Below are 26,356 nucleotides of genomic sequence, written 5' to 3' on the forward strand. Positions count from 1 at the left end.
CGACTGTCCCGCCGCCCTCCGCGGTCGTCCATCGCGTGTCCCACCAGACGGAATCGGCCGCGTGGTCCCGGCTCCGGAGTGGCACGCTGCGCTGATGACCACATCGAGTGCGGGGACGGCGCCGGTGAGCGTGGACCGGGCGGCGATCGGGCACCGGCTGATCACGATGCGCAAGTCGGTCGTCCAACTCGAGTCGCTCGGACGGCTGGACAGCGCGCGCCTGGCGGACGACCCGGGCACCGGACTGGCCGTCGAGCGCGTCCTGGCCCTTCTGGACGACCTCGCCTTCGCCATCAACCGGCATGTCTGCGAAGGGGTGTTGAGCGAAGCGCCGCCGAGGACACCCGCTGCCTCGTTCGGCGCGGCGGAGCGGGCCGGGCTGATCGACGCCGAACTGGCGGCCGCCCTCGCGCCGGCCGACGGACCGCACCACGTCCTGGTGCAGCTGTGTCTGGACGCGGAGCCCGGGGAGGTCGCCGCGGTCGTGTCCGCCGCGCGGTCCGGGTATCGGGAGTACGTGCGGCAGGTCACCGACTGGATCAGCGCGAGTTCGCCCGGCCGGGCGGTGTGAAGGTTCAAACGGCGGTGACTACAGTGCGACCATGACCACGACTCCACGCTGGCTGGATGCCGAGGAGATGCGGGCCTGGCTCGCCTACGTCGAGTTCTCCACGCTCCTGTCCGACCACCTGAACCGTCAGCTGCGGCGCGACGCGGGGATGACGCACGCCGACTACATCCTGCTGGCCCACCTCTCCTCGATTCCGCAGGGCAGGCTGACCATGTCGGAGCTGGCCGAGCGCCTCAAGATCACCCGCAGCCGGCTCACCCACGCCGTGACCCGCCTCCAGGAGACCGGTTACCTGGACCGCCACGAGGACCCCGAGAACCGGCGCAGCCAACTCGCCGTGCTCACCGCGCAGGGACGCGAGTTCCTGGAACGCGCGGCCCCCGGCCACGTCGAGGCCGTACGCCGCGCGGTCTTCGACGCGCTCACTCCCGAGCAGGTACGCCAGTTCGCGGAGATCGGCGAGGCGATCAACGCGGCGCTCCACCGCGAGGAGGCCGCCGGGGACGACCAGGAGGCGTTGCCGTGGCGTCGGCGGTAGGGCGGTTGTGAACTCGGGCCGCTAGCGCAGGAGTTCACGCACGAGCGCGGCCACCTGCTCCGTCTCGATCAGGAACCCGTCGTGGCCGTACGGCGACTCGATCACCCGGAGCCGGTCCGCGGCCGGGATCCCCGCCGCCAACTCGGCCTGCTGGTACGGCGGATAGAGCCGGTCGGAGTCGACTCCGGCGACCAGTGTCCGCGCGGTCACCCGGCGCAGCGCGGCACGCGTGCCTCCGCGGTCGCGGCCGATGTCGTGGCTGTTCATGGCCTCGGAGAGGGTGACATAGCTGCCCGCGTCGAAACGGCGCACCAACTTGGCGGCGTGATGGTCGAGATACGACGCGACCTGGTACCGGCCGCCGTTCCACGGGTCCTCCGCACCCTGCGCCGTACGGCCGAAGCGGACCGCCAACTCCGGTTCACTGCGGTAGGTGACATGGGCCACGCGGCGGGCCAGGCCGAGTCCCTCGTGGGGACCCCGGCCGGTGCCGTGGTAGTCGCCGCCGTGCCAGTGCGGGTCCGAACGGATCGCGTGGAGCTGGATGTCGGCCCACGCGATCTGCTCGGCACTCGCCGCGGCGGTGGTGGCGAGCAGCAGGAGCGCGTCCGTCCGCTCCGGATACGTCACGGCCCACTCCAGCGCGCGCATGCCACCCATGGAGCCGCCGATCACCAACGCCCAGCGCTCGACGCCGAGTTCGTCCGCCAGGCCGACTTCTACGGCGATCTGGTCGCGCTGGGTCAGGAAGGGGAAGCTCCCGCCCCAACTCCGGCCGCCGGGGCCGATTGAGGACGGTCCGGTACTGCCCTGGCAGCCGCCGAGGACGTTCGGTGCGACGACGAACCAGCGTTCCGTGTCGAGGACTTGGCCCGGTCCGACGAGCGCGTCCCACCAGCCGGCGGTGGGGTGACCCGGCCCGGCGGGTCCGGCGACATGGCTGTCGCCGGTGAGCGCGTGCAGCACCAGCACGGCGTTCGAGCGGTCGGGTGCGAGACGTCCCCAGGTCTCGAACGCCAGCCGTACGCCGGGCAGTTCACCGCCCGCCTCCAGGGCGAGGGGCTTCTCCCGGGTGTGCCACTTGCGGCGCCCGGGCGGGTCCCCCTCCCGCCAGGCCCCGGAGGCCGGCGGGAGAGGGACCGGTGACGGCGTCGGTACGGTGCTCAGGACGCGCCCTTGGCCGCGCGGAACCCCGCCTCCAGGTCGGCCTTCAGATCGGCGAGGTTCTCGATGCCGACCGACAGCCGCACCAGCCCCGGCGAGGTGCCGGTCGCCGCCAACTGGGCCTCGTCCAGCTGACTGTGGGTCGTCGACGCGGGGTGGATGATGAGGCTGCGTACGTCACCGATGTTGGCGAGATGGCTGAAGAGTTCGACGGCGTCCACGAACCGCTTGCCGGCCTCGACCCCGTCCCGCAGTTCGAAGGCCAGCACCGCACCGGCACCGCGCGGAAGATAGCGCTGCCCCGCCTCGTACCAGCGGTTGGACTCGAGTCCCGGGTAGTGGACGGCGGCCACCTCGTCGCGCTGCTCCAGCCACTCCGCCAGGGCCTGCGCGTTGGACGAGTGCCGCTCGATGCGCAGGCTCAGCGTCTCCACGCCCTGGAGGAGCAGGAACGCGGAGTGCGGTGCGATCGCCGGGCCGAGGTCGCGCAGCAGCTGCACGCGCAGCTTGATGGCGAACGCGCCGGGGCCGAGCGCCGGCCAGTACCGCAGGCCGTGGTAACTGGGGTCCGGCTCGCTGAAGTCGGGGAAGCGTTCGGCGTGTGCCCCGAAGTCGAAGGTGCCGCCGTCGACCACGACACCGCCGATCGTGGTGCCGTGCCCGCCGAGGAACTTCGTCGCCGAGTGGACGACGATGTCGGCGCCGTGCTCGATCGGGCGCAAGAGGTAGGGAGTTGGCACGGTGTTGTCGACGATCAACGGGACGCCCGCCTCGTGCGCGACGTCCGCCACGCCCCGTACGTCGAGGACGTTGCCGCGCGGGTTGCCGAGCGTCTCCGCGAACAGGGCCTTCGTGTTCGGGCGGATCGCGGCCCGCCAGGCGTCGAGGTCGTCCGGGTCGTCGACGAAGGACACCTCGATGCCGAACTTCGGCAGCGTGTGGCGGAACAGGTTGTACGTGCCGCCGTACAGGGAGGTGCTGGAGACGAGGTGGTCGCCCGCGGACGCCAGGGTCAGGATCGCGAGGGTCTCCGCGGCCTGTCCGGAGGCGAGGGCCACCGCGGCGACTCCACCCTCCAGGGCGGCGACGCGCTGCTCGAAGACGTCCTGGGTGGGGTTGTGGATGCGGGTGTAGATGTTGCCGGGCTCGGCCAGCGAGAACAGGTCGGCGGCGTGCTGGGTGTCGCGGAAGACGAACGAGCTGGTCTGGTAGATCGGCGTCGCCCGCGCCCCCGTCGTCGGGTCCGGCGCGGCACCGGCGTGGACCTGCTTGGTCTCGAACGACCAGGCCGAGGTGTCGGGACCTGCGGGTTCGTCCTCGGGCGTGTGACCCCCGGTGACGGAGTCGATGGGCTGGCTCATGGTTCTCCCTTGGTGCGGCGTACGTGTGCGGGGTGCGTGCGCGGTCGAGGACCGCAGGGCTGTGCACCGCGCCCGGGCGGGGCGGCGGACAGCGGGGTGCGGCGAGGAGGAGAGAGGGGAGCGGGACGTCAGCTCACGGTGGAACACGCCGTGGTGGTGACACGCACGTAGTCGACGTGGCGGCGGGTCACGAGCACGGTCATGCAGTGAGAGAACCACAGCCGGTGCCCGGGAACCAGCGTGACGTGGGGAGTTGAAACACGACTGCCACAACCACGCCGGCCCCCGGTACGGATCACGCGGTGGACGCGAGCACCGCCGTACGGCCGCCCAGCGCGCTGGAGAAGAGGTCCGTGACCTGTTCCAGCGCGGTGGCGGTGGCGGGTGCCACGGTCAGGGTGCCGTCCTCGCCGACCGTGATGTCCTTGTCGAGGGTGAACCAGCCCGGCACGATGTGCGAGGGCCCCATGGAACTCAGCACCGGACGCAACGCGTAGTCGATCGCCAGGACATGGGCCGTGCTGCCGCCGGTGGCCAGCGGCAGAACCGTCTTGCCGGTCAGCGCGTACTGCGGGAGCAGGTCGAGCAGCGACTTCAGCAGGCCCGAGTAGGCGGCCTTGTAGACCGGCGTGCCGATCACCACTCCGTCCGCCTGCTCGAACAGCGCCGTGGCGGCGGCGATCGCCGGATGCCCGAAGTCGGCGCCCAGCAGTGCCTGCGCGGGCAGGGTGCGCACCTCCAGCGGGGTCACGTCATGGCCCTGGAGACGGAGCCGGTCGTCCAGGTGACGCAGGAGTCGGGTGGTGCGGGAGGTGGGGGAGGGGCTGCCGGAGACGGACAGGATCGAGGCCATGACGGGACCTTTCGAGGTCGGGTTCAGACGGAGTACCGGGTGGGCGCAGGCGTGCTCACCAGGCGCTCGACCGCACCGTGATCAGCGGCCGCAGTTCGTTGCGCAGGGTCTCCAGGAAGGTGACGACCTCGGCGGCCACCGACCGGTGCTGGAGGTCGTTGAGGACGTCGTGGTGAGCGCCGTGCACGACCGAAAGCCTGGCCCGGGTAAGGGACTTGGCGGTGTGCGCGAGCGCCTCGTGGTCCGCGAGCGGGTCGGAGTCGCCCACGAGCAGCAGCACCGGCACGGCGGCCGCACTGTCGTAGGCGGCGGTGAGCACGGCCTCCGGGACCGCGTCGTCGAGCGAGCCGCGCCGCACCTCGGCGTCCTGGGTGAGGAGGCCCCGGTGGGCGGGGCAGGAGGTGCGGACGTCGAGTTCCTCGTCCCAGGTGCCAGCGGTGGCGGTGACGGCGGGGGCGCGGTCGGGAAGGCCCGCGAGGATCACGGCGTCGGGCCGGGTGACTGTTTCCTGGCCGAGCAGTGCGGCCACGGCGGCGGCGCCCGAGTCGGCTCCGACGAGGATCAGGGGCCGCACGACACCGTCCTCGGCGGTCGTGTCCTCGGCGGCGGTGGTGATGCGGGCGGCGAGAGCGGTCAGATCCTCGCTGTCGAGGTCGGGGGCGTCGATCACGCGGACCCGGTAGGCGTCGGAGGCGAGGCGCCTGCCGAAGCGGGCGTAGGTCGCCCGGGTCTCGCCGCGGCCGGGGACGACGAGGACCGTGCCCCGGACGAGGAGGCCCTCGGGGCCGAAGTAGTCGCTGTACTGGGTCATGTCACACTCCTGCGGATGCGGGTTCGGCCGCCCGCGCGGGCTTCCAGCCCAGCGCGGGTGCCACTTCGGTCGCGATGAGTTCGAGGGCGCGGACGGCGGCGTCGTGGTCGGGGACGGCGGGGTTGAACTGGGTGATCAGGTCCGTCGCGACGGGCAGCACCCGCTCCTGCCCGAGCGCCGCGACGATCTCGTCGGGATGGCCGTAGAAGGAGTGGAAGCGGCGCAGTGCATCGTCCTGGTCGAGGCCCTTGGGGAAGGCGCCGTGCTCCGCCATGCGCTGTGCGGCCCCGTGGACGTCGTCGCCGATCGCCGCGAGCGCGGTGCGCCGGTCCTTGGCTGGGAACACGAAGCGCGAGAGGCCGATGCGTGGCCGGTGCGGTTGCTCCCAGGCGGCCAAGTAGGCGTCCGCCCAAGGGCGTTGGACCTCGTCGGTGGGGGCGTCGAAGCCGTAGGCCGCCCGGTTGAGGAGCAGGTTCGAGCCACCCTGCGCCGCGTACTCGGCGCCCTGCGCGCTGAACACCCCTTGCCAGACACGGGTGGTGAAGTCGCCGGGCCGGGGCTGGATGCGGAAGCCGGGCGTGCCCACCTCGCGGCGGTCCAGGGCCCGGCGCACGATGTCGAGGTTCTCGCTGGTGAGTTGGCGCTTGTGGGCCACGTCCTTGCCGAAGGCCGCGTACTCCACCTCGCTCGATCCGCTGCCCGCGCCGAACTCCACCCGGCCGCCGCTGAGCGTGTCGACGGTGGCTATGTCCTCGGCGAGCCGGACCGGGTCCTCCAGCGGCAGGACGGTGATCGCGGTGCCGAGCCGGATGCGGGTGGTGCGGGCCGCCGCGTGGGCGAGGAACGTCCACGGCGAGGACAGTCCGCCCCCGCCGCCGGGGACGTGGTGCTGGGCGACCCAGCCGACGTCGAAGCCCAACTCGTCGGCCACGACGAAGAGTTCCTGGGCGTTGCGGTAGGTGCGGGCGATGTCGTCGTCGCGGCCCTGGACGTGGGTGAGGAAACCGAGCCGGAAGCGTGGTCTCTCGCTCGTCATGGGGTGATGGCCTTTCGGTGTCAGGCGGCGGTGGTGACGGGAACCGGTGCGGGTTCGGCCGCCGCCCCGGCGTGCCCCAGCACCTGGTCGAGCACGGCGGCGGCGCCCGCGTCGGGCAGCCGGGTGCCGCGCCAGACGACGTGCTGGTCGGGGCGGATCAGGACGTTGGCCGTGCCGTACACCGCCTGCGCCGCCGGGTCGGTGAGATGGACGATCGTGAACGGCAGCCCACGCGCGGCGGCTTCGGCGACGAAGGCCCGCTCGACGGTCCGGTCCTCGGTGAGGACGAGCAGGCCGAACGAGGTGCCGAGACGGTCGTAGAGCGTGCCGCCGCTCGGGTCGACGGGACCGTCCGGGGCGCGGTGGCCCGGTCGCGGGTCGTCCTCGTACACGTCGGCGCGCCAGGGCTGTTCGTCGTCGAGCTGGCCGGGTTCGTACCGGATGACCGCCGAGGCGTTGTACCGCTCGTCGAAGGCCACCCCGTCGCTGCCGAAGCGGTCCCGGCGCAGCCGCGCGCCGATCTCTGCCCGCCGCCGTACCGCGTCCTCGCCGAGGTCCGCGTCGTCGGGAATGCCGCCGGCCCGGATCTCGGCGAGGGTGGCCTGGGTGCGCCGCGCGCGCTCCAACGCGTGCTCGGCGACACGCCAGTTGTGCGGGCGGCGCTCCTGGTCGTAGGAGTCGAGCAGACTCGGCGGGGCCTGGCCGCCGAGCACCGCCGCCAACTTCCAGCCCAGGTTGACGACATCGCCGATCCCCTCGCCCAAGTTGCCGCCGGGCGTGCGGACATGGGCGGCGTCACCGGCGAGGAGGACCCGGCCGCGGCGGAACGTCTCCGCGATCCGGGTGGCGTGGTAGAAGGTCGTCGCGGACACCAGCTCAAGGTCGATGTCCAGGCCGAACGCCGCCCGCCCGACGTCCAGCAACTCACCCTCGGTGGGCTCGTGTTCGAGCGGGTACGGTCCGGCGTACACCCGCCACTCCCGCGCGCTCACGGCGGCCAGGAAGCCGGAGGCGCGGGCGTTGACGACGATGTTCGTCGCGCTCGGGGCGGGTCCGATCCGGTCCGCGAGGTCGCCGGTGCGGACGATGAGGCGCAGCCGCTTCTCGGTGGCGTGCTCGCCCGTACGGGAGATGCCGGCCAGGTGGCGGGTGGTGCTGCTGCCTCCGTCGGTGCCCAGGACGTAGGCGGCACGGATGGTCCGTGAGCGGCCGGAGCCGACCTCCACCACCTCCGCGTCGACGCCGTCCGCGTCCTCGCGCAGACCGGCCAGCTCCCAGCCGCCGGACACGCTGACGCCCTGTTCCGTCAGGTGGTCGAGGAACACCTGCTGGAAGACGGTCTGCGGGCGGCGCAGCGCCTCGTCCGCCGAGTGCCCGGCGGCGCTTCCCCTGTCGGTGAACGACGGGGCGGGCACCGGCACCAGCTCGTGCCCGGCGAGCGAGGTGACCAGCCGGGTTCCCCGGTGCCATTCCGGCGGGTACGTCCACGCGTCCCGGACGCGCTGGAGCAGTCCCCAGCGCCGCAGATGCTCCACGACACGCGGGGTGTGGCCCATCGCGCCGGCCCGCACCAGCGTCGCGGCCGGGGCGCGCTCCACGACGCCGACCTCGACGCCCCGCGAGGTCAGTTCCACGGCCGCCGCCAGGCCGACCGGGCCGGCGCCGACGACGAGGACGTCGACGCTCGCCGGGGGAGCGGCGGCGGGGAAGCGGACGGTGTGGACGTCGCGGCCCCCCGTCGCCGACAGTTCGGTCATCGCGAGGCCTCTGTCAGTTCGGTCATCGCGCGGCCCTCAGTCGTTCACGAGCTGGCGCTCGCGGGAGTGGCGGTTGGCCGGGATCGGCAGCCCGAGGTTGCCGCGCAGGGTGTCGGACGTGTATTCGGTGCGGAACAGGCCGCGCTTCTGCAGGAGCGGGACGACGCTGTCGACGAAGTAGTTCAGCTCCTCCTCGGTGCGGAAGGCGAGGTTGAAGCCGTCGAGGGCGCGCGCGTCGAACCACTGCTGGATGGTGTCGGCCACCGTCCGCGGGTCCCCGACGAACGGCGACTGTCGGAACTGGTTGACGGACTCGGCGACTTGACGCAGGGTCAGGTTCTCGGCCTTGGCCCGCGCGATGAGCTGCGTGGCGCCCGTGCGTCCGCCCTTCTCGGCGAGGTGGGCGACGTCCGGGAAGGGCGCGTCCAGGTCGTGCACGCTGAAGTCGTACGCCCCGAAGGACCGGCCCAGCAGCGCGAGGTTGCGGGCGAAGTCGTCGTCCTCCTCGAAGATCTCCCGCTCGCGACGGCGGGCCGCCTCGTCGGTGCCGGCGACGACCGGGCCGCCGTGGATGAGGATCTTGACGTGCTCGGGGTCACGGCCGTAGGCAGCCGCGCGCTTCTTGACGTCGGCGTAGTAGTCGCTCGCCGACTCCAGGGTGCCCCCGGGCGCGAAGATGCCCTCGGCGACCTGCGCGGCGAGATCACGGCCCTCCTCGGACACCCCGGCCTGGAAGATCACCGGCTGGCCCTGCGGGGAGCGGGAGAGGTTCAGCGGGCCCGCGATCTTGAAGTGCTCGCCCGCGTGGTCGAGTTCGTGCAGCTTGGCCGGGTCGAGGAACACGCCCCGCTCGACGTCGGCCGGGAACGCGTCGTCCTCGTAGGAGTCCCACAGCCCCCGGGCGACCTGCACGAACTCCAGGGCACGGCCGTAGCGGGTGGCGTAGTCGAGGTGCTCGTCGAGGCCGAAGTTCCGTGCGGTGCCGGTGTCGAAGCTGGTGACCACGTTCCAGCCGGCCCGGCCGCCGCTGATGTGGTCGAGCGAGGCGAAGCGGCGGGCGAGGTTGAAGGGCGAGTTGTACGTCGAGCTCGCCGTGCCCACCAGGCCGAGGTGCTTGGTGTGGGTGGCGACGGCCGACAACAGGGTCAGCGGTTCCAGGCGGTTGAGGTAGTGCGCCGGGTAGGTGGAGTTGATGAACTGGCTGTCGACGATGAACAGGGCGTCGAACAGGGCGTGTTCGGCCGCCTGCGCCAGCCGGATGTAGTAGTTGATGTCGATGCTGGCGTTCTTCGCGACGCGCGGGTCCTTCCACAGACCGTGCTGGCCGGGACCGCCGACACCGTAGGGGTGCAGGGCGAGGTGGAGCGTGCGGGACATGGCTGTTCCTGTTCTGTCAGCGGAAGTTCAGGGGAGTTCAGGGGGAGCTGAGGGTGTGTCAGGCGTGCAGGAGGGCGCGCAGTGCTTCGCGTTCGGCCCGGTCCGGTGCCGCGCTGTGCAGAGTGGGCGCGGAGCGGACGAGCAGGCGCGTGTACGGGTGTTGGGGCTCGTTGATGACGTCGGCGGTGGCGCCGACCTCGACCAACTCGCCCTGGTACAGCACGGCGATGCGGTCGGCGACCCCGGCGACGGATCCGAGGTCGTGGGAGATGAAGACGAGGGCGACGCCGTCGGCGCGGAGTTCCTTGAGGATCTGGAGGATCTGCACGCGGTTGGCGGAGTCGAGCGCGCTGACCGGTTCGTCGAGGATGACGAGCCGCGGCTCGGTGACCAACGCCCGTGCCACGGCGACCCGTTGACGCTGGCCGCCCGACAACTCGCCGGACAGCCGGTCGAGTAGCTCGGCGGAGAGCCGTACCCGGTCGAGGAACGCGCGCACCCGGGTCGCCGCCTCCTGCCTGGACACGCCCTGGATGAGCAGGGGTTCGGCCAGGGACGCCTCGACCGTCACGTCCGGGTCGAGACTGCGCAGCGGGTCCTGGAAGACGTACTGGATCACGCCCCGGCGCCGCAGCGCGCGCCACTGTCGATGGCCGTACGCGCTCACCTCCTCGCCGTCGATCACGATCGACCCGGACGAGGCGCGCACCAGGCCGAGTACGGTCCGCGCGAGCGTCGACTTGCCGGAGCCGGTCTCGCCGATGATGCCGACGGTCTCGCCCGGGGCGATGCTCAGGGAGACATCGTGCAGGGCACGGCGCCGGCGGCGGCGCAGGCCGTAGTGCACTTCGAGGTCGGTGACCTCGAGGACGGGTCCGGCGGGCTGGCCGCTCATGAGTTCTCCTCGGCCTTGTTCACAGCGGGCTCCACGGCTTCCGCGGCGAGGAACTTGTCCAGGCCGTACTGCTCGTGCTCGGCGATCAGCAGCCGGGTGTACTCGTGCCGCGGGTTGTGCAACACCTCGTGCGTCGGGCCCTGTTCGACCACCTCGCCCTGCCGCATGACGAGGACCTCGTCGCAGAGCTGGGCGACGACGGCCAGGTCGTGCGAGACCAGGACGAGGGCGAGGCCGGTGCGTTCGCGCAGGTCGGCCAGCAGGTCGAGGATCTCCGCCTGGACGGTGACGTCGAGCGCGGTCGTGGCCTCGTCGGCGATGAGGATGCGCGGGTCGGCGGCGATCGCGGCGGCGATGAGGACGCGTTGGAGCATGCCTCCGGAGAGTTCGTAGGTGTACTGGGTGTAGACCAGCTCCGGGTCGCGCAGCTGCACCGCGTGGAGCAGGTCGATCGCCTGGCGGCGTGCCTCGCGTCGCTTCAGGCCCTTCTTGACCTTGAGGACCTCGGCGATCTGGGCGCCGACGCGGATCGAGGGGTTGAGGTACGACGCCGGGTCCTGGAAGACCGCGCTGATCGTGGCGCCGCGAAGTGCCGTCCACTGCGCCGACGAGAGGCCGGAGATGTCCTGGCCGTCGATCTCGATCGAGCCGCCGGTCACCTCGAAGTGCGCGGGCAGGATGCCCAGGGTGGCCCGGCAGGTGAGGGTCTTGCCGCTGCCGGACTCGCCGACGATGCCGACGGCCTTGCCCGGTGTGAGCGTGAAGTCGACGCCGTGGACGATCTCCTGGCCGGCGGCCCGGTCGCTGATGCGCACGTCGCGTACGGACAGCACGGGCGTCGACGGGACGGCCACCGGGCGGACGGGTTCCGGCGCGTTCGAGGCCGCGGGTTGGGTCAGGACCTTCGTGGAGAGACTGGCCATCACGCACCTCCGGCGTGAACGTGGGCGAGGTCGGAGTCGGTCTCGGCCTGGCGATTGGCGCGCGCCTTGCGGTTGTTGACGAGGGCGCGGCCCGCCTCGCCGGAGACGTCACGGATGGCGTCGGCGAGGAGGTTGCAGGCCCAGACGGTGACCATGATCAGCAGGGCGGGGACCACCGGCGCCCACGGCTTCTGGGTGAGATAGCCGAGGTCCGAGGCGAGCAGGCCGCCCCAGGTGGGCGCGGGCGGCTGGACGCCGATCCCCAGGAAGGTCAGCGTCGAGACGATGACGAAGCCGACGCCGATGGTCTGCGCGAGGGCCACCGCGATCGGCGGCAGCACCTTGACCCAGACGTGCCGGCGGACGACCCAGCCGATCGACGCCCCGGAGATCAACGCGGCCTCGACGTACGGCGATCGGGCCACCGCCAGCGTGGCGGCGCGGGCCACCCGGTAGAACAGCGGGGACACCAGCACCCCCGTGACCAGCATCGCCTGCGTGATCCCGTTGCCCAGCAGTGCGACCACGGCGACGGCGAACAGCAGGAACGGCAGGGCGACCAGCGTGTCGGTCAGCCGGAGGGTGACCCACTCGAAGACCCGGCCGAAGTACACCGAGAGGATGCCGGGAATGGCCCCGACTCCCAGTGCCGTGAGGGCGACTTCGAGGGAGCCGAGGACGCTGACCCGGGACCCGTCGAGCAACCGGCTGAGCACATCGCGGCCGAGGTAGTCGGTGCCGAGCCAGTGCGCGCCCGACGCGTCGGCGAGGGTGTCGGTGCTGGTGGCCAGCGGGTTGTCGGGCGCGATGAGCGGCCCGAGGACGGCGAGCAGGGCGATCACGGTCAGGATCACCAGGGCGATCCGGCCGGACGTCAGGGAGAGCACGCGGCGCACCATGGTCACACCCCCCGCTGGGACGCCGGCGTCACACGCGCCAGCACCAGGTTGACGATCAGGTTGAAGACGACGACCAGGACGATCGACACGACCAGGACCCCCTGCACGGCTGGTACGTCACCGGCCTGCGCGGAGTCGTTCGCGAACCGGCCGAAGCCCTGGAGTCCGAAGATCCACTCGGTGACGACGGAGGCGCCGACCAGCGTGGGGAACTTCAGGCCGAGCGTCGCGAGCGCCGGGCCGAGGCCGTTGCGCAGCACATGCCCGAAGAAGATCCGGCGTGGGCTGAGTCCCCGTACGACCGCGCCCGTCACGTAGTTCTCGCGATAGGCCGCGATGAGACTCGTACGGAGCTGACGGGCGACGTCGGCGATGACGTCGAAGCTCAACGCGACGGCGGGCAGGGTGATATGGGCGAGCCAGGGCCCGACCCCCTGCGCCGCCGGGACGTAACCGGCGGACGGGAACACATGCAGCCCGACCGCGAACATCGCCACCAGCACGATGCCGACGACGAAGGCCGGCATCACCGAGATCACGGTGACGAACCCCGTGATCGCGCGGTCGATCCAGGTCGTACGGCGCAGCGCGGCGAGCGTGCCGAGGCCGAAGCCCGCGACCACGCCGATGATCAGCGCGAAGATGGCTACCGACAGACTCACACCCAGGCCGAGGCCGATCAGGGTGGAGATGTCGGCGCCGTTGGTCCAGCTGGTGCCGAGCTGCCCGTGCAGGACCCCGCCCAGCCAGTCCACGTACTGGACGAGGAAGGGCCGGTTGAGGCCCCAGTGTGCTTCAACTCTCGCTACCGCCTCGGGAGTTGCTTCCTCGCCCAGCTGGATCCGCGCCGGGCTGAGCCCGCTCAGCGACCGCAGCGCGAACGTCACGAACGTCGCGACCAGGAACACGGGCACGAAGATCGCGATCGACCGGGCGAGGGTGACCAGGACGCGGCCCGCGGTGTGCCGCGTCCCGGTCGTGGCGACCCGGTGACGGACGTCGGGTGGTGTGGCCGGTGCCTCCGTCGTCGTCATGGCTTGCCCCCTCTCTGTAGTGACCTGTAGTGACCTGCAATGACGTTTTGTGGAACGGGTGTTGAGGGAGCGTCAGTTCGCGCCGATGGTCACGCCGGTCCAGTCGATGTGGGCCGGGTTCTTGGGCAGGGCGGAGATGGACTTGCTCTTCGCGATGAGGTTGGGCGAGGAGTACGTGAAGACCAGCGCCTTGCTCTGCAGGCCGGCCCGGGTCGCCGCCTGGAGGACCTTCGCGTAGTCGGGCGAGTCCAGCGGGGTCTGGCGCACCTTGGCGATGGCCGCCTCGAAGCCCGAAGGCTCGTACGGCGAGCTGAGGTTGAGCGGGCCGTTGGGACCGAAGTGCGCGGTGAGGGTCTGCGCGGCGGAGTCGCGCCCCGTCGTCCCGTAGATGGAGAGCGTCAGGTTCTTCGCGAAGAACGGGGTGGCCCAGTTCTTGTCCACCTTGATGTCGACGGTGATGCCGACCTTCGCCAACTGCGCCTGGACGATTTCCGCTTGGGGATCCTCGGCCGGGATGACGAGGTCCAGCTTGATCTGGCCCGCCTTGTAACCGGCTTCGGACAGCAGCTGCTTCGACTTGGCCGGGTCGTAGGCGTAGTCGTTCGCGGACTGCGGGTCGTAGGCCACATAGCCCTTGGGGAAGGGCTGGTTGGTCGCCGAGCCGTAGCCGAAGGTCAGCTTGTCCACGAACTCCTGGCGGTTGATCGCGTAGCGGACCGCGTCGACGACCTTGGCGTTGTTGAACGGCGCCTTGTTGACGTTGAGGCTGATGTTGTTGGCGTTGAAGCCGGGCTGGACGAAGACGTCGAGCCCGGCCTTCTTCGCGGCCTCGGCCTGGCTGGGGGTGATGTCGGCGAAGTTGTAGACGCCGGTCTGGAGTCCGGAGACGACCGTCGCCGCGTCGGGGGCCGAGGTCAGCTCCACGTTGTCGATGTGGATGTCCTTGGCGTCCCAGTAGTCCGGGTTCTTCTTCAGCAGGACCTTGGTGCCCGGGACGAGCTGCGTGACGATGAACGGGCCCGCGCCGACCGGGCTCTGGTCCAGCTTCGTCGGGGACGCGGCCGCCTTCGGACTGGCGATCTGGAGCACGCGCTCGCCGAGGAGTTGGGGGATCTGATAGTCGACCTGGCTGAGGTGGAGCACCGCGTCCAGACCGTCGGCGTCCACCGACTTGATGGAGGTGAGGTCGCCGAAGAGCGCCGAGTTCTTCTGCTTCTGGGCGCGCACGATGGCGGCCTTCACAGCGGCCGCGTCGACCGGCGTACCGTCGCTGAACTTGAGGCCGGAGCGCAGGTGGAAGGTGATCTGGTCGCCCTTGGCGTTGTACTCCCAGCTCTTGGCCAGGTCGGGCACGGCCTTGCCGGTCGCATCCGTACGGGTCAACGAGGCGTAGACCAGGGCGAGTTCGCGGAACTGGGCGCCGCTGCCGCTGACGACCGGGTCCCAGTGGGCGGGGAAGTAGGAGGAGGCCCACTTCAGCGTGGCGCTGCCGCCGGCCGTCGAGGCGTCGCCGCCGCAGGCGCTGAGGGCGGGGACGAGCACGGTGGCGAGGGCGGTACCCAGGGCGGCGGCGCGCAGTCTGCCGGGGCGGAAGGCCGCCCGACGGCTGCGGGGCGTGAGTCGTCCGGACATCTTCGTTTCTTTCTTCGAGGGCTCCCGGCCGCGCCGGGGCAGCGGAAAGGGAGCGAGGGCGGCACACCCGGGGGCCGGACACCGCGGAGACCGGGGCGGCGGACATGCCGGTGCGGCTTCGATGCGCACGGGGGCATGCCGGGCCCAGGGCAGGAGGCGTCGGCGGATCGCGGGGGAGGGCCCGGGACACGGAGGGAGGCAGAGGAGGCGAGGAGACGCGAGGGGGCGCGAAGAGACGGCGCTGGGCGGCGAGTCGGCGGAATGCCGGTGGCTACGGGAGCGGGGTCAGGCGCCTGTGGGCCGGGGTCGGCGGGTCAGCGACAGAGAGCGCTGCAGGTGCGCCGCAGGTCCACGTAGCGGCACACCACACCGGGGTGCGTCGTGAGCATGCTGCACATCCTGGGGCCAGCCGTCCGAGGCTGTCAATGGACACCAATTGGTGTCTCATTGGGCGGGACGGTCCCTGACCGCTGATCAGAGGCCTGTCAGGGGCGGGAGGAAGGGGCGGGGGTCACGGCGGGATGTGCCGCGGCCTCCTCCGGGTGCAGCCACAGCGGCCCGTTGCCGGTGTCGACCCGGACGGCACCGGCCGGGGGCCACAGGCCGCCGTCGGTCAACGACGTGCGCTCGGGTTCGGTCAGGGTCCGGTACCGCACGAGCGCCTCCGCCGGGTCCAGCGCCGTGGGCGCGGGGAGCAGCGAGGGACTGAGTTCGGCGACGGCGGAGACGTACTCCTCGTACGGCCGCCAGCCGGGTACGGCGCGATGTCCGGCGGCGGTGCGCAGGAGCAACGTCGGCAGCGCGTACCGGAGTTGACCGTCCGGAGTCTCCTTGGCGGCACCGGGATGGGGCGAGCCGTCGGCACGCACCGACAGCACGTCCTCGACCGGTCTGCGCGCCTCGGCACGGTCGGCCCGCACGCTCTCCAGTACGTCGGCCGACGCCGCGTCGGCAGCGAGCCGACCAACGTCGAGACCGGGTACGCCGGACACCACCGACAGCGCCGACCCGGAGGTGTCCGCGGGCTCGCCGAGCACGAACACGCTCTCCCGCAGCCGCCGTAGCACCCGGTCCGCCACGTCGGCACCCTGCGCCTCGGCCGCCTTGGCGACCAGGGAGGCCGGCCAGGAACTCGCGGCCACGCGGCTCAGGCGACGTGCCCGCGGGGCGTGGGTGTGGGCGCTGATGTCCTCGACGTAGCGCGCGTACCAGGCGGTTTCCGCGGCGGGGTCGGGTGCGGGGTCGTCGTCGTGGTCGAAGAGGATGCAGTACGCGCGGCGCCAGCGGACCTGTCCCGCGAAGGCCGCGCGCAACCGGCGGAAGACGGGCTCGGATCCCCAGGCCCAGGGACACAAGGGGTCGGTGTACTCGACGACTTCGAGGACCTCGGCGGCCTGGGCGGGGTGCTGGTCCGGGCCCGTCATGCGGCTCCCTGGCGGGTCAACTGCCCGTCCGGCGCGTGCTGTTGTCCGGCGTCGGCGGGCAGCAGGGTGGCCAGGTTCGTGCCGCTCAGGACGGCGGCGGCCTCGGCCTCGATCCGGCGCCACACCCCGGGCAGACCGGAGGCGGGGCCGGGGTAGTCGAGTCCGGCCAGCGGTTCACCGCGCAGGGTGATCAGCTCGCCGTCCACGGCCCGGGAGACATCCAGGAGCGTGATCTCGTCGGCGGGCCGGCCCAGCCAGTACCCGCCTTCGCAGCCACGCTGGCTGCGGACCAGGCCGGCTCTGCGCAACTCGCCCACCACGGACTTCAGGAACCGGAACGGGATCTGCTGCGAGGAGGCGATCGCCTCGCACGTGAGCGGACGGGCAGGTTCGCGGGCGAGCTCCAGCAGAGCCCGCGTGGCGTAGTCCGCCTTCGCGGAGATATGCATACGCACATAATGCCCGACGCGGGCCCCGCGACGAGGGTTTCCGCCGCTTCCCCTCCCACCTCTCCTCATACATTGCGGGAACATTGCCGCAGGTGAAGGACAATGGACACCTCTTGACATCCTTTTCCGGGCGGCTCTAGCGTCCCCCACCATGAGCGAGCCGCTGACAACCCCCGGCGAAGGTTTCCACCCCCATCTCCACGACGCCGCAGGGCAGTCCACCGCCCCCCTGCGCAGCCGCCTGCACCACGTCCGCGCCGACGCCCTCGACGGCGACACGGCGCAGAGCGGCGGCATGCGCAGATTCGCCGCGGTGAGCGGGAAGACCGTCGGCTCCGAGAAACTCTGGATGGGCCAGACCCACGTGGCACCCTCGACGTCGTCCTCCGACCATCACCACGGTGAGTCCGAGACCGCCATCTACGTGGTGAGCGGACACCCCGAGTTCGTCTTCCTCGACGACACAGGCCTCGAACCCGAAGAGGTACGTCTGCGTACCTCGCCCGGGGACTACATCTTCGTCCCGCCGTTCGTACCGCACCGGGAGGAGAACCCGGACCCCGCGGACGAGGCCGTGGTGGTGATCGCACGCAGCACGCAGGAGGCGATCGTGGTGAACCTTCCGGGGTTGTATGTGCTGGGCGCGGGCGAGGACTGAGATCGACGTCCCGCCGTTAATTCCCTCGCGATGCGGGCGGGACGGACCGAGACTCGTGTCATGACTGACATGGAGGCGTTCCGGGACGCGGTCACCGCATGGGCGACGGGCGGTCCCGGCGACTCCGCGCGCGAACTGGCCGCAAGGCTGCCCGTCCGGACGGCCGTCCTGCTCGAAGGACCCAGCGACGTCGCCGCAGTCAACGCGCTGGCGGCGAGCCGCGGCCGGGACCTGGCCGCCGAAGGGGTCTGCGTCCTGTCGATCGGCGGCGCGATGAGCGTCGGGCACTACGCCCGGCTCCTCGGCCCGCCCGGACTCGGCCTCCGCCTCACGGGACTGTGCGACGAGGCGGAACGCCCCTACTACGCCCGGGGTTTCGCCCGCGCCGGCGCGGGCGAGCAGAGCTTCTTCGTCTGCGCTGTGGACCTGGAGGACGAGCTGATCCGCGTCCTGGGTGTGACCCGGGTCGAGGAACTCGTCCGCGCCGAGGGCGACCAGCGCGCCCTGACCACCTTCCTGCGCCAGCCCGCCCAGCGAGGCCGTGACCCGCGGCAGCAGTTCAGACGCTTCCTCGGCACGAAGAAGGGCCGCAAAATCCACTACGGCCGCGTCCTCACCGAGGCCCTCGACCCCGAACACGTCCCGGCACCGCTGGCCGGTCTGCTCGCCGGCGTCTGACGGGATGACGCCACGCGCTCTGGACGGACCATGCGCGGGGCGGGCCGCCCAGAAAGGCATACGTCGTGTCAGACCCGGACAGTCAGATTTCCTACTGGGACGCGGCCGCGGCAACGAAGACCTTCACCCATCCCCTCCATCCGCCCTGGCTGGAGGGGCTCAGCAGACGCGCCGCGATTCTCGACTACGGATGCGGCTACGGCCGCACCATGGCGGAACTCCAACAGCACGGCTTCGCCGACCTGACGGGCGCCGACACCTCACCGGCCATGATCGAACGAGCCCGAAACCTGCACCCCACCCTCCACTTCACCACCCTGGACGCGCCCCCGGCGTGGCCCTCCCCGCACGCGGCTTTCGACGCGGTGCTGCTCTTCGCCGTGCTGACCTGCGTCCCCGCCGACGAGGCCCAACTCCGCCTGATCGCCGAGTTGCACCGCGTCCTCAAGCCCGGCGGAATCCTCTACCTCAGTGACCTGCTCCTCCAGGACGACGAACGCAACCGCCGCCGCTACGACCGCTACGGCGTGTTCAAGACCGGCGATGGTGCCGTGTGTCGCCACCACTCCCGCGCATGGCTCACCACCCTGCTGAGCGGCTTCGAAACCCTCGCGACCCGGACCATCGCGGTGCCCACGATGAACGGACATGAGTCGACGGGCATCCAGATCCTCGCCCGCATACCTGAAGTGCCATCAACTGCCGTGTCTGCGCGGTGAGTTCGGTAACCCGCGTAGAGGCGGAGTGCGCCGGATGCGACGGCGACCAGGAATGTCCTCACCCGTCGCCCCTCAACCCCTGCCCGCGCGGGCGAGTGCGTCCTCGGCCTGCGTGGCAAGGGTGTTGACGAGGTCGGCGGCGGACGGCAGGTCGTCGATGAGGTCGACCGCCTCGCCGGCCCAGATGGGCAGCGCGGGTATCTCGCCCCGGGACAGGGCGAGTTGGTAGTCCCGTCCGGCGTCGGGGTCGGCGGCGAGTTCGGCCTCCCGGCCGCGCCATGCGTCGAGGAAGGGATGGCCGAGCGTGCGGGCGGTGTATTGCGACGGCCAGCTGGAACCCCGGGCGATGTCGAGGACGCGGTTGCGCTCGGTGTCCTCGGCGTGCCCCTGGACGATGGCTGTGGCGATCGCCGGGGTGATCAGGGCTTCGGCCGTGGCCTGGAAGCGGGTGCCGATGAGCGCCCCGGCGGCCCCGAGGGCGAGCGCGGCGGCCACACCCCGGCCGTCGGCGATCCCGCCCGCCGCGAGCACGGGTACGGGTGCCGCCAGATCCACGACGACCGGCACGAACGGCAGCGTCGAACGGCCGTGCCGGGCTCCGTGTCCGCCGCTCTCGGATCCCTGCGCCACGATGACGTCGGCGCCCAGGTCGACCGCGCGCCTCGCCTCTTCCAGATCGGTGACCTGGATGATCAACGCGGTGCCGGCCCGGCGGACGCGTTCGGCGAACGGGCTCGGGTCCCCGAACGACAGCATCACCGCGGCGGGTTGGTGTTCCAGCGCGTGCTCGACCGCGCCGACATCGATCTGCCAGGTGAGGAAGCCGATGCCCCACGGCTTCGTGGTGTGCTCGGCGACGATGGCCAACTCGCGGGCCAGCCAGGCACGTTCACCGTTGCCGCTGCCCAGCAGCCCCAGTCCGCCACCGCGAGAGACGGCCGCGGTCAGCGCACCGCCGGCCGATCCGCCCATTGGCGCCGACGCGATCGGGTGGTGCACACCGAACAACTTCGTGAACGCCGTCGACAGTGTCATGGCCGCCATCATCACCCCGTCCGCCGTGCGAGGTGAAGCGCCGCGGATATGAGTGGCCCGGGCGCGCGGCCGACCCTAGTCTCGGGCCATGAACCAGCGGCGGCGGAAGAAGCTCTCCAGGCGTCTCTTCGGAGCAATTCAGCGTGGGGACACCGCCGTTGTGACCGCGGTACTGCGTGCGGGAGCCGACCCGGAACGGGCCGACAGTGAAGGCACCACCCCTCTCTACGTGGCCTCGGTCAACGGACAAGCCTCGATCGCCGGGCTGCTCCTGTCGGCCGGTGCCTCTCCCGACACCGAGAGCGGCGGAACCGGCGCGGAGGGCACGCCGTTGTGCGCGGCCGCGTGTTGGGGGCACACCGACACCGTGCGCGAGTTGCTGGCCCGCGGCGCCGATCCGAACGTTCGGGAAGACCACGGTACGGGCTGGTCGCCCCTGGACTGGGCGCGCAGAGGTTCCCATCCCGAGACAGTCGCCCTCCTCGCCGCAGCGGGCGCAAGTGGGAGCCGATAGGGGCTAGTTGGGGTCGCGGACGACGATCGAGACGTACTGGGTGAGCTGGCGGGACGAAGTCGAGGTCCCGCAACTGGCCCACAGCGTGGGCTTGTTGATCACAGGGCTGGTCGGGATCCTGACCCTGGCCTCGAAGGAGCCGGTGGCGAGCGCGTCGACCGAGGCCAGTTGATGTGTCCCGGCAGCCGTGGCTGTCGTCTGTGGTTGTCCCGGTGATGTCTTCCGTTCCTCCATCGAGAGGCTCAACTTCGCACCGCGGTCCCAACGGATCCCGAAGGACACCGACTTCCCAGGAGCGCAGCCCGTGCCGGTCAGGGTGATGGTGCCGCCGGGCACGGTCTCGGTCGGGGTGGCGATCAGGGACCTGGGGGAGGCTGAGTGGGGTGCCGTCGGACCGGGAGTGCTGGTTCCGGAACGGTCGACGGAGGCCACCAGAGGGAAGACGGCCACGACCGCGGCCGCTACGGCGGTGACCGTCGCGACCTCGCGGAACGTACGGCGGCGGCGGGCGCGGCGCCGTAGGTCCGAGAGAGGGGGCCGCCGCGCGGCCCGGGTGCCCTCCTCGACGAGGTGGCGGAGACCGTGCTCGGACGCGGGTTCAGCGTCGGCCATGGTGGGACAGAGCTCCTTCCGGATCGGCGGCGAGATGGCGGGCGAGGTTCGCGCGGGCGCGGGCGAGCCGGCCGCGCACGGTGCTCACCGGCAGCCCCAGTTGCCCGGCGACCTGGTCGATCGGCAGATCCAGTACGTCGTGGAGCAGCAGCACGGGGCGCTGGTTCACCGGGACCCGGAGCAGCAACTCGGCGACTTCGGCGGTCTGCGGCGTGAGTTGGGGCTGCGGGCGCTGGGCACCCAGGCGCAGCAGGGCCGCGGCGCGTCGGCGCAACCGCCGGATCTCGCTCACCGCGAGGTTGATCGCGACCCGGCGTACCCACAGCTCCGGCACGTCGTAGGCCTGGATCCGGGGCCAGCGGTCCAGGGCCCGGATGAACGCCTCCTGCACGACGTCCTCGGCCTGTTCGAGGCTGCCGGTGACCGAGAACAGCTGACCGACCAGTCGCGCGTACGACGACTCGTAGAACTCCTCGAAGTCCGTCACGCCGGTCTGCTGTCCTCGGTCACCGCCGCTTGCGCGTTTCACTCAGTTCGCGCCCACCGGTGCGGCCTCCACACGCTTCTGACCGGGAGTCAGCGACAGCCAGGCGAGTTGCGCGGCGGTGGCCTTGCCCTTCGCCTTCAACTGCCCGACCAACCTGTCGGCCTCGACGACCTGGGCGGCGGTCGGGTTGCCGGTCGTGACCTTGATCTCCCTCTGTATGTTCAGGAGGAGCCGATTCTCCTCCGACATCCGGGACTTGGTCCCGGCACTGGAGGACGCCTTCGCCTTTTCGGCGGACTCCTTGGCCGTCGTCTGCGACTGATGCGTGGTCTGCGGCTTGGCCTGTGCCGTGGTTCCGTGGCCGGGCGAGGCGAGTGCCGTCGTGGCGAGCACGGCGCACAGTCCTGCGGCGGCGATGCCGGCAGCGCCGTACGCCAACTTCCTTTGTTGCATGGCTGGTTGGTCCTCACTTCTGTCTCGGAGGGAAGGCCGGACGGCCTGGTCGGCGCCTGCGGAGCGAGCCCGACCGCCGTCCCACCACCCCCACGCCCCGGACCTCCGCCCAGCGCACACCCCACGAGCCTTCGTCATCGAACCGTGACCGACCTGCCGCGGTCCGAGATCCGGCGACCGGACTCGATCCGGTGCGAGAGCGCAGTGTGCGGGAACCGCGAATGGCGGATACTCGTGATCGGCGGGGTGTGTGGGTGCTGTGCCGACCGGAGGTGCGCAGGCGTATGGAGAAACCGTGGCGCGCCCTGGCCGGGCGGATCCCCACCTGGTTGCGCGACCATGATCCGGGGCTCGCGGCGACGCGCAGGGCCGCTCGTACCGCGCTGGTGATGCCCGCCCTGTTCGCCCTGTGCAGTCAGGTTCTGAAGTCCTCGACGATGGCGACCTACGCGGCGTTCGGCTCGTTCTCCATGCTCCTGCTGGTGGAGTTCACCGGCCCGATGGTGCAGCGCCTGCGGGCTCACGTGGGCCTGGCGGTGGCCTGGGCGGTGCTCATCTGCCTCGGCACGCTGGCGTCCCGGGCGACCTGGCTCGCGGTCACCGCCATGGTCGTGGTGGGTTTCCTGGTGCTGTTCTCCGGTGTGGTCAGCTCCGTTCTCGCGGGCGCGACGACCGCGCTGCTGCTGGCCTTCATCCTCCCGGTGACCTCGCCCGCCCCGCTGTCACAGCTGCCCGACCGGCTCGCCGGAGCGGGCCTCGCGGCGGCGGCCGCCATGCTCGCGATCTCCTTGCTGTGGCCCCGGCCCGCCGCGGACCCGCTCAGCGCACCCGCCGCCCGGGTCTGCCGCGCGGCCGCGGCGCAATTGCGTACCGACGCCTCCTGGCTGGCCGGCGGTCCGGACGCGCCCACCGTCCGGCAGTGCGCGGTCACCGCAGGCCAGGCCGCAGAGGCGGCGGCCGACCTGCGCACCGCCTTCGACGCCACGCTCTACCGCCCCACCGGCCTGTCCGCAGGCTCCCGCGCACTGGTCCGGCTGGTCGACGAGCTGACCTGGCTGAGCGCCATCGTGGCCGACAGCGGCCCCCCATCGGCGGACCCCCAGGCCTGCGACGCCGACGCGCATGCCGTACGGCGTGCGGCGGCCACCGCCCTGGACGAGGCCGCCGACATCCTCGACGCCCCGCGCGACGCGCCCGACGCGCTCCGTGCCGCCCTGGCGAACCTGCGTAAGGCCATGGACGGCATGGAAGCCCGCGCCACCCAGCGACTGCCCGTGCACCGGCCGAAACCCGGCACGGAGTCGGAGGTCAGCGCCTTCATCGCCACCCTCGACCTGTCCTTCCGCGCCCAGGAACTGGGGTTCGCCACCCTCCAGATCGCCGGCAACGTGGACCTGTCCGCGGCCGCCGAGCGCCGCAGCTGGCCCCAGCGGCTGCTGGGCACGGAACCCGGCGCACTGACACAGCCGCTGGCGTCCGCCGTCGAGCGCGCCGCCGCACACCTGGAACCGCGCTCGGTCTGGCTGCACAACAGCCTCCGGGGCGCCCTCGGCCTCGGTATCGCCGTGGCCCTGGCGAACGCGACGGGTGTCCAGCACTCGTTCTGGATCCTGCTGGGAACCCTGTCGGTGCTGCGTTCCAACGCGCTCAACACCGGGCAGAACGCGCTCCGGGCGCTGGGCGGCACGCTGGTCGGTTCGCTCATCGGGACCGGGCTGCTCCAGCTCATCGGGCACCACAGCACCGTGCTCTGGTTCCTGCTCCCCGTCGCCGTGCTCATCGCGGGTATCGCCCCCGCCGCCATCTCGTTTGCGGCGGGGCAGGCGGCCTTCACCGTCACCCTCGTCATCCTGTTCAACATCGGCCAGAACCCCGACTGGCACATCGTGCTGCTGCGGATCGAGGACATCGCCCTCGGCTGCGGGGTGAGCGTCCTGGTGGGCCTCTTCTTCTGGCCGCGGGGCGCCGCGGCCGCCGTCGACCGGGCGCTGTCGGCGGCGTACACCGAAAGTGCGCGCTACCTGGCCGACACGGTGGAGTACGCGGCGAGCCGTTGCAGCATCGGCTGCATTCCGACCGACGCCCCGGTGGAGGCGGGCCGGCAGGCGGCCGCCGCGGCCCGCCGGCTCGACGACGCCTTCCGCAGCTACCTCGCCGAACGAGGCGCCAAGCCGGTGCGCCTGTCCGACATGACCACCCTGGTCACCGGGGTCGTAGGACTGCGGCTCGCCTCGGACGCGGTACTGGAACTGTGGCAGCGCAACGGCGGAGAGGAGCGGATGGAACCCGATCGCTCCGAGGCCCGGCTCACGCTGCTCGACACGGTCGGCCGGTTGGCCGACTGGTACCGGGACCTGGCCGCGGGACTCGGCCGGCACACCGCCGTGCCCGCGCCGCTGTCCCGCGACCCCGACGAGGAGGCACGCCTGGTCCACTCCCTGCGCCGCGATCTGCGCGGCGACGACGGACACGCCACGGCGACGGCGGTCCGCATCATCTGGACCGCCGACCACCTCAACGCGGCCCGCCGCCTCCAGCCCAGCCTGGCGGCCGCGGCGCAGCCGAGCGATCCGGCACCTGAGGCGAGGGCCGAGACACCTCACCCCGGATAGGGAACCGCCTCGCGCGCCGACCGGAGGGCGACCGCCCACCAGGCCAGCTGGTCGAGCACGGTCCGGGCGTAGCCGGCGGATGCGGGATCGAGCGGACGGCCGTCCTGCCACGAGGTGAAGTAGTTCGGGAAGGCGAGACCGTCGCGGACCGTCACCGCGTGCAGCTCGGTCAGCACGTTCTCCAGGTGCAGCACCGCGTGCCGGCCGCCCGCGGCACCGCCGTAGCTGACGAAGGCCACCGGCTTGGCCGCCCACTGCGTGAAGTGCCAGTCGATGGCCGCCTTCAGCGATGCCGGATAGCTGTGGTTGTACTCCGGCGTCACCACGACGAACGCGTCGGCGTTCGTCAGCGCCGACGTCAGCGCAGCCATCCCGGCCGGGCGCGGGTAGTCGTCACCGGCGTGCTTCGGCGAGGCCGCGGGCAGCGCCAACGGGACGTCGGTCTCGGCCAGATCGACGACCTCCACCTCGAAAACACCGTGCAGAGCGGCCTGTTGGGCCACCCACGAGGCCACGACCGGGCCGAACCGTCCTTCCCGCACACTTCCGACGATGATCACCAGCTGAGGTCTGTTCTCCATGCCCACCACGATCGGACGGCTTCGCGCTCCCAGCCAGACCGTGCTCAGGCTGGCCCCCGCAGGGCCACTCCGAGCACTCCGCGACGAGCGGGCAGCGCCGTAAACTCCCCCCATGGGTTCGCCGTTGGGGGATTTCATCCGGACCAAGCGGGACAGCGTTCAGCCCGAGTCGCTGGGGCTGCCCGATCGCGGCCGTCGCCGGTCACCGGGGCTGCGGCGCTCGGATCTCGCGGCGCGCGCCGGCATCAGTGTCGAGTACCTGACCCGCATCGAGCAGGGCCGTGACCGCAATCCCTCGGTGGCGGTGGTGCACGCCCTGGCCGACGCGCTCGGCCTCGACCCGTCGGAGCGCGACCATCTCCGCCACCTCACCAAGATCACCGGCGGCGAGTGCTCCGCCCACACGCGACCCGGGCCACCGCTCCGCGAGGTCCGTCCGTCCATCCTGCGGACGCTCCGGCTCCTCGAACCCGGAATCGCCCTGGTCACCAACCGACTTGGGGACGTCCTCGCCCACACCAGCGGCTACGAGTCGCTGGTACGCGGGACCGGACTGCTCGACGCCGACACACCGAACCTCACGCGCTACGTCTTCACCGATCCCCGCGCCCGGACGTTCTTCACGGACTGGGACGACGTCGCGGACGAGCAGGCCTTCGACCTGTGGCTCGGACCGACCGTGGGGAACTACGAGTGGTTCACCACGGAACTCGCGTCCGCCGCCGGACCCGACTTCACGCGTCGCCTGAACCGGCACGTGGTTCCGCGACGGGGGACCCTCCGCCTCGACCACCCGTCCGGCTGCGCACTCCACCTGCTCCGCGAGACGCTCGAACTCCCGGCGGACGCGCAGCAGTTGGTCGTCCTGCTGCCGGGGGACGACAGCACGGCACAGGCCCTCGACGAACTCCGCCGCCGCTCGCACGGCAGGCTCCGGGCCATCTCCTGACACACCCGGACCCTCGTGAACGGCCGCGTCGCGTCGCTTCGTCGCAGGTGACATGGCTGATCCGACCCGGCCGGGGTAGCCGTGACAGTGAACGGTCCGATGCTCGTCGGACCGGAGGAGAGGAGCGTCATGTCGGGCGTAGTGGAGCGCATCAAGCAGTTCGCCAAGAGCCCCCAGGGGCGACGCGCGGCGGACCAGGTACGCCGGGCCGCCGCCGACCCGCGCCGCCGGGCCCAGGCCCAGCGCCTGCTGGCCAAACTTCGTGGTCGCCGCTGAGAACACCCGCTCCACGCCGGTGGGTTCCACGGGGGGAGGGGACTGAGCGGAGCACGCT

General features: G+C 71.6%; 28 protein-coding genes. 9 read left to right on the top strand and 19 right to left on the bottom strand.

Annotated features, from left to right (window positions below; translation table 11 throughout):
• Window positions 1–94: 94 nt before the first annotated feature.
• Complete coding sequence (locus tag OO69_RS08560; protein WP_234444378.1) at window positions 95–571, top strand: hypothetical protein; 477 nt, start codon at window positions 95–97, stop codon at window positions 569–571.
• A 31-nt stretch (window positions 572–602) separates the two neighbouring features.
• Window positions 603–1,109: a MarR family winged helix-turn-helix transcriptional regulator gene (locus OO69_RS08565; RefSeq protein ID WP_033279839.1), complete on the top strand. Its 507-nt coding sequence runs from the start codon at window positions 603–605 to the stop codon at window positions 1,107–1,109.
• A 21-nt stretch (window positions 1,110–1,130) separates the two neighbouring features.
• On the opposite strand, the gene metX is transcribed toward OO69_RS08565, so the two are convergent.
• From metX to OO69_RS08635, 14 genes are all read right to left on the bottom strand, one after another.
• Complete coding sequence (gene metX / locus OO69_RS08570; protein WP_078652338.1) at window positions 1,131–2,276, bottom strand: homoserine O-acetyltransferase MetX; 1,146 nt, start codon at window positions 2,274–2,276, stop codon at window positions 1,131–1,133.
• Window positions 2,273–3,634, bottom strand: a complete 1,362-nt coding sequence (locus tag OO69_RS08575) for a bifunctional o-acetylhomoserine/o-acetylserine sulfhydrylase (protein WP_078652339.1) — start codon at window positions 3,632–3,634, stop codon at window positions 2,273–2,275. Before OO69_RS08575 ends, metX begins: the two co-directional genes overlap by 4 nt.
• A 295-nt stretch (window positions 3,635–3,929) precedes the next feature.
• On the bottom strand, window positions 3,930–4,487 hold the full coding sequence (ssuE, locus tag OO69_RS08580; RefSeq protein WP_033279841.1) for an NADPH-dependent FMN reductase: 558 nt from the start codon (window positions 4,485–4,487) through the stop codon (window positions 3,930–3,932).
• 55 nt (window positions 4,488–4,542) lie between these two features.
• Window positions 4,543–5,298 carry an alpha/beta hydrolase gene (locus OO69_RS08585; protein WP_033279842.1) on the bottom strand — a complete coding sequence of 252 codons (756 nt, stop codon included), beginning with the start codon at window positions 5,296–5,298 and terminating at the stop codon, window positions 4,543–4,545.
• A gap of 1 nt (window position 5,299) precedes the next feature.
• Window positions 5,300–6,334, bottom strand: coding sequence for an LLM class flavin-dependent oxidoreductase (locus OO69_RS08590; RefSeq protein ID WP_033279843.1), 1,035 nt, complete (start codon window positions 6,332–6,334; stop codon window positions 5,300–5,302).
• A 20-nt stretch (window positions 6,335–6,354) separates the two neighbouring features.
• Window positions 6,355–8,091 (bottom strand): FAD-dependent monooxygenase, encoded by a 1,737-nt coding sequence (locus tag OO69_RS08595; RefSeq protein ID WP_051800855.1) that lies wholly within the window; start codon window positions 8,089–8,091, stop codon window positions 6,355–6,357.
• A 36-nt stretch (window positions 8,092–8,127) separates the two neighbouring features.
• On the bottom strand, window positions 8,128–9,468 hold the full coding sequence (locus tag OO69_RS08600) for an LLM class flavin-dependent oxidoreductase (protein WP_033279844.1): 1,341 nt from the start codon (window positions 9,466–9,468) through the stop codon (window positions 8,128–8,130).
• Window positions 9,469–9,526: 58 nt separating this feature from the next.
• A complete protein-coding gene (locus tag OO69_RS08605) occupies window positions 9,527–10,363 on the bottom strand; it encodes an ABC transporter ATP-binding protein (protein WP_033279845.1) in 837 nt (278 codons plus the stop codon).
• Window positions 10,360–11,286: an ABC transporter ATP-binding protein gene (locus OO69_RS08610; RefSeq protein WP_033279846.1), complete on the bottom strand. Its 927-nt coding sequence runs from the start codon at window positions 11,284–11,286 to the stop codon at window positions 10,360–10,362. Before OO69_RS08610 ends, OO69_RS08605 begins: the two co-directional genes overlap by 4 nt.
• Entirely contained in the window at window positions 11,286–12,185 is a 900-nt protein-coding gene (locus tag OO69_RS08615; protein WP_033279847.1) for an ABC transporter permease, read from the bottom strand. The genes OO69_RS08610 and OO69_RS08615 overlap by 1 nt, the downstream gene beginning before the upstream one ends.
• A gap of 2 nt (window positions 12,186–12,187) precedes the next feature.
• The gene (locus OO69_RS08620; protein ID WP_033279848.1) at window positions 12,188–13,219 is read right to left on the bottom strand and encodes an ABC transporter permease; all 1,032 of its coding nucleotides are present in this window, start codon (window positions 13,217–13,219) and stop codon (window positions 12,188–12,190) included.
• Window positions 13,220–13,291: 72 nt separating this feature from the next.
• A complete protein-coding gene (locus tag OO69_RS08625) occupies window positions 13,292–14,851 on the bottom strand; it encodes an ABC transporter substrate-binding protein (RefSeq protein ID WP_033279849.1) in 1,560 nt (519 codons plus the stop codon).
• A 485-nt stretch (window positions 14,852–15,336) separates the two neighbouring features.
• Window positions 15,337–16,275 (bottom strand): DsbA family oxidoreductase, encoded by a 939-nt coding sequence (locus OO69_RS08630; RefSeq protein ID WP_033279850.1) that lies wholly within the window; start codon window positions 16,273–16,275, stop codon window positions 15,337–15,339.
• Window positions 16,272–16,724: an RrF2 family transcriptional regulator gene (locus tag OO69_RS08635; RefSeq protein WP_033279851.1), complete on the bottom strand. Its 453-nt coding sequence runs from the start codon at window positions 16,722–16,724 to the stop codon at window positions 16,272–16,274. Before OO69_RS08635 ends, OO69_RS08630 begins: the two co-directional genes overlap by 4 nt.
• 151 nt (window positions 16,725–16,875) lie before the next feature.
• Between OO69_RS08635 and OO69_RS08640 the strand changes: the two genes are divergently transcribed.
• The 3 genes from OO69_RS08640 to OO69_RS08650 all read left to right on the top strand — a co-directional run bounded on the left by OO69_RS08640 (window position 16,876) and on the right by OO69_RS08650 (window position 18,779).
• Window positions 16,876–17,382 carry a cupin domain-containing protein gene (locus OO69_RS08640; RefSeq protein WP_033279852.1) on the top strand — a complete coding sequence of 169 codons (507 nt, stop codon included), beginning with the start codon at window positions 16,876–16,878 and terminating at the stop codon, window positions 17,380–17,382.
• A 60-nt stretch (window positions 17,383–17,442) separates the two neighbouring features.
• A complete protein-coding gene (locus tag OO69_RS08645) occupies window positions 17,443–18,060 on the top strand; it encodes a TOPRIM nucleotidyl transferase/hydrolase domain-containing protein (RefSeq protein WP_033279853.1) in 618 nt (205 codons plus the stop codon).
• 65 nt (window positions 18,061–18,125) lie between these two features.
• Window positions 18,126–18,779 (top strand): class I SAM-dependent methyltransferase, encoded by a 654-nt coding sequence (locus OO69_RS08650; RefSeq protein WP_033279854.1) that lies wholly within the window; start codon window positions 18,126–18,128, stop codon window positions 18,777–18,779.
• Window positions 18,780–18,851: 72 nt separating this feature from the next.
• Here the strand turns inward: OO69_RS08650 and OO69_RS08655 are convergent, their stop codons facing one another.
• Complete coding sequence (locus tag OO69_RS08655; protein WP_033279952.1) at window positions 18,852–19,814, bottom strand: NAD(P)H-dependent flavin oxidoreductase; 963 nt, start codon at window positions 19,812–19,814, stop codon at window positions 18,852–18,854.
• An 88-nt stretch (window positions 19,815–19,902) separates the two neighbouring features.
• Here OO69_RS08655 and OO69_RS08660 point away from each other — a divergent pair, with 88 nt between their 5' ends.
• Entirely contained in the window at window positions 19,903–20,328 is a 426-nt protein-coding gene (locus tag OO69_RS08660; protein ID WP_033279855.1) for an ankyrin repeat domain-containing protein, read from the top strand.
• Between the two features lie 3 nt (window positions 20,329–20,331).
• Here OO69_RS08660 and OO69_RS08665 read toward each other — a convergent pair whose 3' ends face one another.
• Genes OO69_RS08665 through OO69_RS08675 form a run of 3 tightly spaced genes read right to left on the bottom strand, consistent with a single transcriptional unit; the run spans window position 20,332 to window position 21,880 of the window.
• On the bottom strand, window positions 20,332–20,940 hold the full coding sequence (locus OO69_RS08665; RefSeq protein ID WP_033279856.1) for a hypothetical protein: 609 nt from the start codon (window positions 20,938–20,940) through the stop codon (window positions 20,332–20,334).
• Window positions 20,927–21,427, bottom strand: a complete 501-nt coding sequence (locus tag OO69_RS08670; protein WP_033279857.1) for a sigma-70 family RNA polymerase sigma factor — start codon at window positions 21,425–21,427, stop codon at window positions 20,927–20,929. Before OO69_RS08670 ends, OO69_RS08665 begins: the two co-directional genes overlap by 14 nt.
• A 42-nt stretch (window positions 21,428–21,469) precedes the next feature.
• Window positions 21,470–21,880: a hypothetical protein gene (locus tag OO69_RS08675; RefSeq protein WP_158713358.1), complete on the bottom strand. Its 411-nt coding sequence runs from the start codon at window positions 21,878–21,880 to the stop codon at window positions 21,470–21,472.
• Window positions 21,881–22,164: 284 nt separating this feature from the next.
• Between OO69_RS08675 and OO69_RS08680 the strand changes: the two genes are divergently transcribed.
• Window positions 22,165–24,492 carry an FUSC family protein gene (locus OO69_RS08680; protein WP_051800856.1) on the top strand — a complete coding sequence of 776 codons (2,328 nt, stop codon included), beginning with the start codon at window positions 22,165–22,167 and terminating at the stop codon, window positions 24,490–24,492.
• On the opposite strand, the gene OO69_RS08685 is transcribed toward OO69_RS08680, so the two are convergent.
• On the bottom strand, window positions 24,480–25,073 hold the full coding sequence (locus OO69_RS08685; RefSeq protein WP_051800857.1) for an NADPH-dependent FMN reductase: 594 nt from the start codon (window positions 25,071–25,073) through the stop codon (window positions 24,480–24,482). The two genes, OO69_RS08680 and OO69_RS08685, sit on opposite strands and share 13 nt — an antisense overlap.
• A 112-nt stretch (window positions 25,074–25,185) precedes the next feature.
• Here OO69_RS08685 and OO69_RS08690 point away from each other — a divergent pair, with 112 nt between their 5' ends.
• Window positions 25,186–26,022: a helix-turn-helix domain-containing protein gene (locus OO69_RS08690; protein ID WP_033279859.1), complete on the top strand. Its 837-nt coding sequence runs from the start codon at window positions 25,186–25,188 to the stop codon at window positions 26,020–26,022.
• Window positions 26,023–26,151: 129 nt separating this feature from the next.
• Entirely contained in the window at window positions 26,152–26,298 is a 147-nt protein-coding gene (locus OO69_RS52450; protein ID WP_199810905.1) for a hypothetical protein, read from the top strand.
• Window positions 26,299–26,356: the final 58 nt, after the last annotated feature.

Origin of the sequence: Streptomyces sp. NRRL F-525, from assembly GCF_000716605.1 — a bacterium.
Lineage (GTDB): Bacteria > Actinomycetota > Actinomycetes > Streptomycetales > Streptomycetaceae > Streptomyces.